The organism is Paractinoplanes deccanensis, assembly GCF_016862115.1.
Classification (GTDB): domain Bacteria; phylum Actinomycetota; class Actinomycetes; order Mycobacteriales; family Micromonosporaceae; genus Actinoplanes; species Actinoplanes deccanensis.
On the sequence record NZ_BOMI01000131.1, the window covers coordinates 26,841 to 35,101 of the forward strand.

Annotated in this window: 8 protein-coding genes; 5 read left to right on the top strand and 3 right to left on the bottom strand. The window is 70.8% G+C overall.

Annotated elements, in window-relative coordinates; genetic code table 11:
* Positions 1-8: 8 nt before the first annotated feature.
* Positions 9-659, bottom strand: a complete 651-nt coding sequence (locus Ade02nite_RS32610) for a futalosine hydrolase (RefSeq protein WP_203772258.1) — start codon at positions 657-659, stop codon at positions 9-11.
* A gap of 276 nt (positions 660-935) precedes the next feature.
* On the bottom strand, positions 936-2,888 hold the full coding sequence (locus Ade02nite_RS32615; protein WP_203772259.1) for an MFS transporter: 1,953 nt from the start codon (positions 2,886-2,888) through the stop codon (positions 936-938).
* 104 nt (positions 2,889-2,992) lie between these two features.
* Between Ade02nite_RS32615 and Ade02nite_RS32620 the strand changes: the two genes are divergently transcribed.
* Positions 2,993-3,814: a DUF3027 domain-containing protein gene (locus Ade02nite_RS32620; protein ID WP_203772261.1), complete on the top strand. Its 822-nt coding sequence runs from the start codon at positions 2,993-2,995 to the stop codon at positions 3,812-3,814.
* Here Ade02nite_RS32620 and Ade02nite_RS32625 read toward each other — a convergent pair.
* Positions 3,811-4,059, bottom strand: a complete 249-nt coding sequence (locus Ade02nite_RS32625; protein ID WP_203772263.1) for a DUF2530 domain-containing protein — start codon at positions 4,057-4,059, stop codon at positions 3,811-3,813. The genes Ade02nite_RS32620 and Ade02nite_RS32625 overlap by 4 nt on opposite strands.
* Before the next feature lie 131 nt (positions 4,060-4,190).
* Between Ade02nite_RS32625 and Ade02nite_RS32630 the strand changes: the two genes are divergently transcribed.
* The 4 genes from Ade02nite_RS32630 (at position 4,191) to Ade02nite_RS32645 (ending at position 8,050) form a co-directional block, all read left to right on the top strand.
* Positions 4,191-5,609 carry an NCS2 family permease gene (locus tag Ade02nite_RS32630; RefSeq protein ID WP_203772265.1) on the top strand — a complete coding sequence of 473 codons (1,419 nt, stop codon included), beginning with the start codon at positions 4,191-4,193 and terminating at the stop codon, positions 5,607-5,609.
* 61 nt (positions 5,610-5,670) lie between these two features.
* Positions 5,671-6,117, top strand: coding sequence for a MarR family winged helix-turn-helix transcriptional regulator (locus Ade02nite_RS32635; RefSeq protein WP_203772273.1), 447 nt, complete (start codon positions 5,671-5,673; stop codon positions 6,115-6,117).
* 69 nt (positions 6,118-6,186) lie between these two features.
* Positions 6,187-7,512 (top strand): MFS transporter, encoded by a 1,326-nt coding sequence (locus tag Ade02nite_RS32640; RefSeq protein ID WP_203772267.1) that lies wholly within the window; start codon positions 6,187-6,189, stop codon positions 7,510-7,512.
* Positions 7,513-7,600: 88 nt separating this feature from the next.
* Entirely contained in the window at positions 7,601-8,050 is a 450-nt protein-coding gene (locus Ade02nite_RS32645; RefSeq protein ID WP_203772269.1) for a hypothetical protein, read from the top strand.
* Positions 8,051-8,261 lie beyond the last annotated feature (211 nt).

Sequence of the window (8,261 nt, forward strand, 5' to 3'; positions counted from 1 at the left end):
CAGCCTAGTTATCCACAGGCTGTCCACAGGGCCGCGGAAGCTGTGGATAACGCGGCGAAGGCCTCCTTGAGGCGCCAGGCGGCACGGTCGCGAGGGCCGATCGGGTTCGAGATGGTGCGCAACTCGGCGAACGGCAGACCAGCGGCGGCGGTGGCGACGCCGAAACCCTCCATGGCCTCGGCCACGGCGTCGGGGAAGCGGGCGGCCAGGCGGTCGGCCGTTTCGGCGGTGCCGGTGACGGTGCTGAGGGTCAGGATGTCGCCGGCGATCGCCTGGGGGAGGGCGGAGGTGAGGGCCTTGAAGAGAAGCGGATCGGCGGGGAGTCGGCTGGTGCCGAAGCCGAGCTCGTCGATGGGGAGGAAGCCCTCGGGGGATTCGGCGCCCAGGTCGGCGCAGATGGAGCTGGTGGCCAGGACGGTGGCGCCCAGCGGGGCGCGGCCGGGGAAGCCGCCGGCGATGCCGGCGGAGATTACGGCGCGGTAGCGGGTGGTGGTGAGCAGGCGGGCGGTGGTGGCTGCGGCTGCGGCTGGGCCTACGCCTATGGGCTCGACCACTACATGGGCGGGGTCGGTGGAGGGTGGGGCGGCGGCTGCTAGTCCGGCTCGGATGGCTTCGGCTTCGGCGGGGACGGCGGTGACCACGAGAAGGGGATAGGGCATGCGGTGATCCTCGGGGGTTGGCTGGCTCGGCGGTCCTCGGGGTCGGTCATGCGCCGCCCACCCAGGGGCCCGCCCACCCAGGGGGCCCCCGCCTTGTGGAGCCATTCTCGCGAAAATCGCGGAGCCGCGGAGAGCCGCCTGTGGATAACTCCGGCTGTGGATAACTGTCCAGCGGAACCCGGCCGCGCGGAACCCGTCGAGCAGGGAGGGCGCGGGGGCGAGGAGCGCCAACGAGGCGGGGCGCGGCGAGGGAACAAGCAGACCGGACCCGGGCGGTCAGCGGTTGTCGACGTCGTCGTCCGCGTGGCCCGAGCCGTTCGTGGGGTGGTCGGCCGAGGACGGCCGGTAGACGTGGAAGCCCGGCGGAGCGGCGGCCGGCTGCGGCTTGGGCTCGGCGGGAGTGGAGGCGGGAGCCGGCGGCGGCGGTGGCGCGGCCGGGGCCGGCTTGTCCTTGTCGCGGGTGAACCAACGCTTCTTGCCGGCGCCCGGGTCGACCTTGGTGGGTGGGTCCACGCGGGTGGGCGGCTCGACCCGGCGGCCGCGAGGGGCCGTCGTGGTGTTGGGGCGGGTGCGCTCGGGCACTGTCGGCGCCTCCGGCCACGGGTCGGTGGGCTCGGCCGGGTCTTCTGAGGCCGGGGATCCCGGGGTGGAAGCGGCCCGGCCGCCGGCAGCACCGGGCCCAGCGGCAGCGCCACGGCCGGCGGCAGCACCGGGCCCAGCGGCGGCACTGGGTCCAGCGGCAGCGCCACGGCCGGCGGTAGCGCCAGGGCCGGCAGCACCGAAGCCGGCAGCAGCGCCAGCGGCACCGGGGCCGGCGGCAGCACCGGCGCCCGAGGCTGGGTCGGGATCGGGCGCCGGGTCGGGGTCGCCGGCTCGGCCGCTCAGGCGTTCGTTGTGGAGGCGGGCGGCCACGTAACCGGCCCGTACGGCTGCGGCGACCGCGAGAAGGGCGGCCAGCGCGACCCCCAGGCGGCCGGGCAGGGGGATCAGGCCGATGCCGCCGCCGAGGACCCAGGCGAGCATGAGGACCGTCTCGGAGTGGGAGAAGGCGCTCGCGCGGAGGCGTTCGGGGACGCGCTCCTGGATGGTGGCGTCGACGGCCAGCTTGGCTATGCCGCTGAAGACGGCGACCACCAGGGCCAGCAGGGTGACCGTGGTGAGGCTGTAGAAGACGATCGCCAGGACGCCGACGCCGGCCGTGATGGTCAGGCCGGCCGACTGGAGGGCCAGCGGGCGGCGGATGCGCAGGCGGGTGCCGACGGCGGTGGACAGGAACGTGCCCACTGCCAGCGCGCCGCCGATCAGGCCGACCGCTCCCTTGTTGCCGATGTCGTTGCCGAGCACTGTCGTGTCGAGGTCGTTCGCCATGATGACGAAGGCCAGGAAGAGCAGCATGAAGCCGTACAGCAGGCGCAGGCTGGCGCTGCCGATCAGCGTGGCGACCACCAGCTTGCCGGAGAGAGGGCGGTCCTCGCCGCGGCCCAGGCGCAGCATGGTGCGCCACGGGCGCGGGACGGCCTCGGGGGGCTCCGAGTCGGCGCGGGGAGGCAGGCGCAAGGAGATGACCATGCCGACGATGAAGAGGATCGCCGCCACCCGCAGTGGCCACTGCGGGCCGATCGTGAAGGCGAGCAGGCCGATGGGGGCGACCACGGCGCCCGCGAACGTGCCGTAGACGCTGGCCCGGGCGCCGACCTGGGACAGGCCCACGCCGGCGGGGAGCAGCCGGGGCACGGCGGCCGAGCGCGCCACACCGTACGCCCGGGACAGCGCCAGCACGCCGAAGGCCGCCGGATAGAGCATCCAGTCGGAGAGGTTGCCGGCGAGCACGTACGCCAGGAAGGCGCGGCCCAGCATGGTGACGGCCAGCGCGTAGCGGCGGCCGTGCCGGAAGTGGTCGAGCAGCGGGCCGACCACCGGCGCGAGCAGGGCGAACGGGATCATCGTGATGAGCAGGTAGAGCGCGACCTTGCTGCGTGCCTCGCCGAGCGGGACGTCGAAGAAGATCGTGCCGGCCAGGCCGATCGCGATGAGGGTGTCGCCGGCGCAGGAGATCGCGTGCAGGTCGAAGAGGCGGATCATGCCGACCTCGTTGGCGGCGCCCCTGGCGCGGGCCGTGCCGACCCTCCTGGTGGCCCAGGCCCCGCCGCGCAGGGAGCCGCGCACCAGCAGGCGGGCGGCCTTGATGCCGGAGCCGACGGTGCGCCCGAGGGAGGGAAGCACAGGCATGGGTTCCATCCTGACGGATCGAGGCCACCACTGTCCCGTTCCGTGACCCCGGAATCCGGGGGAGTCGTTGCGGATCAGGTGTCCCGGTAGGGGACAATGGATGCGTGACGACTCGGACCACCACACGCGCCGCCCGACTCGACCAGGTTTGTGCCGACGCGATCGGTGTGGCACGTGGGGCAATCACCGATGTGGATCCCGCCGACGTCGGCGAGCACCTCGAGGCGATCGCCGAGGGCGACCGCGTCGTGACCCACCTCTTCGAGAGTCATCTGGCCGGCTACCGCGGCTGGCGCTGGGCCGTCACGGTGACGCGGGTGCCGCGCAGCCGCCACGTCACCGTCTGCGAGACCGTGCTGCTGCCCGGCCCCGACGCGCTGCTCGCCCCCGGCTGGGTGCCGTGGAACGAGCGCGTCCAGCCCGGCGACCTGGGCGTCGGCGACCTCATGCCGACCGCGCCCGACGACGAGCGGCTCTCTCAGGGCTACGTGCTGAGCGACGACCCCGCCGTCGAGGAGGTCAGCTGGGAGCTCGGCCTCGGCCGTTCGCGCGTGATGTCCCGTGAGGGCCGCGTCGAGACCGCCCAGAGGTGGTACGACGGCGATTCCGGCCCCGAGGCGCCGATCTCGGTGGCCGCCCCGCGCAACGCGCGTTGCGGCACGTGCGGCTTCTACCTGCCGCTCGCCGGCTCGCTGCGCGCGATGTTCGGGGTCTGCGGCAACCTCTACGCGCCCGACGACGGCCGGGCGGTGAGCGCCGACCACGGCTGCGGCGCCCACTCCGAGGCCCTGCTGGGCACGGCGGAGCAGCCGGTCGAGGAGCTTCCCACGGTGTACGACGACAGCGAGGTCGAGTCGGTCGCGGTGAGCCGCGGCCACGGCTCCGTCGAGGACACGGAGCCCGCCGAGGAGCTCGGCCACAGCTAGCTGTTGACGCGGAACTCCGCGTGAGTGACGGACCGGCGCTGCTTGCGGTGCCGGTCGTGCACGATCATGGTGATCAGACCGGGTATGCCGACCAGGAAGCCCGCGACGCAGATCTCCAACCATCGGTCCGGGCCGTCCGCCAGCCACACGATCAGGGCAGCGAGGGCGAAACCGGCCAAGCCGGCGAGCGCGAAGGGGACCATGGGTGGGTCCAGCGGCTCGACCGGAGGCTTCCGTTCAGTCACTCCGCCAGGATAGGTGCGCGGAGATCACCGATGGGGTCTTGTGACAGGGCCGACATCGTTTCGTTTTTGCGCAGGTCACTGTTGCTGGGAGCATGACCGGCGAACGTTGTCGATGATCTGGAAGGCCGAGCATGTCCACCGTCACCACCGGCGCGCGAAACGGGTTCGACCGGTTCTTTGAGATTTCCGCCCGGGGCTCGACCCTGGGCCGCGAGGTCCGCGGTGGCCTGGCCACCTTCTTCACGATGGCCTACATCGTGGTGCTCAACCCGCTGATCCTCGGCGGCGGTGTGGACGGCGACGGCAAGACGCTGCCGATCGCGGCGCTGGCGGCGGGCACGGCCCTGGTCGCGGGCGTGATGACGATCCTGATGGGCGTGGTGGCCCGGTTCCCGCTGGCGCTCGCCGCGGGCCTCGGGGTCAACGCCCTGGTGGCGTACGAGATCGCGCCCGAGATGACCTGGGCCGACGCCATGGGCCTGGTCGTGATCGAGGGTGTGCTGATCGCCGTTCTGGTGCTCACCGGGCTGCGGACCCTGGTGTTCCGGGCGGTGCCGACGCAGCTCAAGACGGCGATCGGCGTGGGCATCGGCCTGTTCCTGATGATCGTCGGTCTGGTGGACGCCGGCTTCGTGCGCCGGGTGCCGGACGCGGCCAACTCGACGGTCCCGGTCGAGCTGGGCATCGGCGGCAAGCCGGCCGGCTGGCCCACGTTCGTCTTCGTGATCGGCCTGCTGTTCACCTTGATCCTTTTCGTGCGCAAGGTGCGCGGCGCGATCCTCATCGGCATCCTGGGCAGCACCGTGCTGGCGATCATCGTGGAGGCGATCGCGCACCCGAAGACGTGGTCGCTGAACGTCCCGAAGCTGCCCGAGAAGATCGTCAGCTCGCCGGACTTCTCGCTGATCGGCCACTTCAACGTGCTCGACTCGTGGTCACGGGCCGGCTGGCTGGTCGTGATCATGTTCATCTTCAGCCTGCTGATCACCGACTTCTTCGACACGATGGGCACCATGGTCGCCGTCGCCCAGGAGGGCGACATGCTCGACGAGAACGGCAACCCGCCGCGTACGCGCGAGATCCTGCTCGTCGACTCGGTGGCGGCCGCCGCCGGTGGCGCGGCGAGCGTGTCGAGCAACACCTCGTACATCGAAAGTGCCGCAGGCGTGGGCGAGGGCGCGCGCACCGGCGCGGCCAACCTGGTCACGGGCGTGCTGTTCCTGCTGGCGATGTTCCTGTCGCCGCTGGTCTCGGTGGTGCCGTTCGAGGCGGCGTCGACCGCGCTCGTGGTGGTCGGCTTCCTGATGATGCTCTCGATCCGGCAGATCGACTGGACCGATTACACGATCGCGGTTCCCGCGTTCCTGACGATCACGTTCATGCCGTTCACGTACTCGATCTCGAACGGCATCGGGGCGGGTGTCATCTCGTACGTCGTCCTGAAGGTCGCCACGGGCCGGGCCCGCGAGATCCACGCGATCCTGTACGGCGTCGCGGCCCTGTTCGTCCTCTACTTCTTGAGGGGCCCGTTGGAGAGCTGGATCCTGTAACGGCGGTTACACGCGCAATCAATGTCGTTAGCCAAGCTCATTAGCTAAGCTAAGAATCGTGATGGAGTGGCCGGTGGCGGCTGATCAAGGCACAGCGGAGGAGCTGGCCAAGATGCTGCGCGAGGCGATCCAGCGGCTGAGCCGGCGCGTCCGGCAGGCCCGCCCGGTCGGTGACCTGACGTTCAGTCAGCTTTCCGCGCTGACCAGCCTGCAGCTGGCCGGTGCGCTGACTCCTCGTGAGCTCGCCGACGTGGAACGGGTCCAGCCGCCGACGATGACCAAGATCGTCGGCAAGCTGGAGGACCGCGGCTTGGTCGTACGATCGCCGCACCCGACCGACGGCCGCCAGGTCATCCTGGCGGCCACGGAAGAGGGGCGGGCGGTCTACGCCCAGTTCGAGAAGGCTCGGAACGAATGGCTGGCCAACCAGCTGGCCGAGCTGACGCCCGAGGAACGGGAGACGCTGGCCCGGGCCACGGAGATCTTGCGAAGGGTTTCCCGGGCCTGACGGTTCGGCCGGACGCGCTGCTTCGTCACGTGACGATGACGCGTACGACCGAACAGGAGGCACCACCCAGTGCGGTCAGTGCTCAACACCACCTTCCGGTCCCTGAAGGTTCGCAACTACCGGCTGTTCACGGTCGGGCAGCTGGTCAAGCTCGTCGGCGTGTGGATGATGTTCACCGCCCAGGACTGGCTGGTGCTCGACCTGTCGAACAACTCGCCGGGCGCCCTCGGTGCCGTGACCGCCCTCCAGTTCCTGCCCGTTCTCCTGCTCACCCTCTACGGCGGCAAGCTCGCCGACCGCTACGACAAGCGCAAGCTGCTCGTCGGGGCGAACGCGGTGTTCGCGGTCACCGCGATCGTCTTCGCCATCCTGGTCGCCTCGGGGCACATCGCGCTCTGGCACGTGTTCCTGTTCGCCGGGCTGTTCGGCATCGCGAACTCCATCGAGACGCCGGTCCGCCAGTCGTTCGTCTCGGAGCTGGTCGAGCTGCCGCTGCTGCCGAACGCGCTGGCGCTGTCGGCGGCCACGTTCAACACCGCGCGCGTCGGTGGTCCCGCGCTCGCCGGCGTGGCACTGGCGCTCTTCGGTACGGGGCCGGTCTTTCTGATCGCCACGGCGCTGTCGATCGCGCCGGTGTTCAGCTACACCGCGATGCGCCCCGCCGAGCTGCTGCGATCCGCGACGCCGAACAAGAAAGACGCCCGCATCCTCGACGGGCTCAAGTACGCGTACCGCCGGCCTGATCTGATGGTGCCCATCTGCCTGATGGCCGTCATCGGCATGATCGGTTTCAACTTCCCGGTCACCCTCGCGGCCCTGGCAAAGATCAACTTCCACGCTGGCGCGTCCTCGTTCGGCCTGCTCACCACGGCGCTCGCGGCGGGCTCGCTCTGCGGCGCCCTCGCGGGCAGCGCGCGCCGCAAGCGGCCGAGCATCTACCTGGTCATCGGCGCGGCCCTGATCTTCAGCGTGCTGGAGATCGCGGTCGGGTTCACGCCGAACTTCGTGGTCGCGATGATCGTGCTCTTCCCGACCGGCTTCTTCTCGATCTTCCTGGCCCAAGCGGCGAACCACCGCGTGCAGATGGGCGTCGACGCCGAGTTCCGGGGCCGCGTCATGGCCCTCTACGTGCTGGTCTTCCTCGGCACGACGCCGATCGGGGCGTCCCTGGCCGGGTGGTGGGGCGAGCGGTACGGGGTGGCGTCGAGCATCTGGGTCGCCGGCATCGTCTGCTTCGTGGCCGCGGCCGCAGCGCTCGTGTGGCAGCTGCGCGCGAGCGGCGAGCGGCTCGAGATGACGCTGCGGCCCCGTCCGCGCCTGACCCTCGTACCGCTGCCGTCCGAGCCCGTCGCGACGCCGATTCCGCAGCGCGTCACGGTTTCTGACGCGGCTTGACAAGGTTTGACGGACTGACGGGTATTTGGCAGGGACAGTCCGCCGAACGGGTATTCCAGTCCGGGCGCATCCGACTTAGCGTCGTCTGGTGGCCATCGCGCACATTGCAGTGCTCACGGCGGCCCTCATCATGTTGATCTCCGTCCCGTACGCGGTGGCGACAGCGATCCGGCATGACGAGGCCCGACGGCGGAGAAGCGCGGCCCAAGACTCCGACGAGAGCCGGGCCCTGCACCGGCTCGACCGGCACATCGAGCGCCACGACCCGGTCGCGGCGCTGGCCCGGCTCGGCCCGGCCCCGATCGAGCAGCTCGCCTTCGACCTGCGCCGGCTCAACAAAGAGCAGCGAGGCGGCCTGTCGCTCAGCTCCAAGAGCTGGACGGCCGCCGTGCAGCGCGCCTACGACGAACGGCTCTGCATGGCTTGCCAGTGCTTGGGCGTACGGGAGAACTTGCGGCCGCTCGCCGGCATGGACCGAGACCTCGAACGCATGCGGGTCGAGATCGAGCTGGAAGCGGCCGGCCTGGAACTGCGCTGAGCGGGGGTGGCTGCTCGCGGCGGCGGGCGACGGCTGTGTCGCCGGGTCGTGGGTGTTTGCCGCGTTGCGGACGAGGGCGCGGGCTCGTCGGCTGCCGACCTTTGACGACGTTTTCCACAGCCTTGCGGGTTATCCACAGCCGCTTTCACGCGATCTTCGGATTTTCGGCAGACTGACCTGCGGGGGCTCCCCCTGGGAGACATCCCATGGC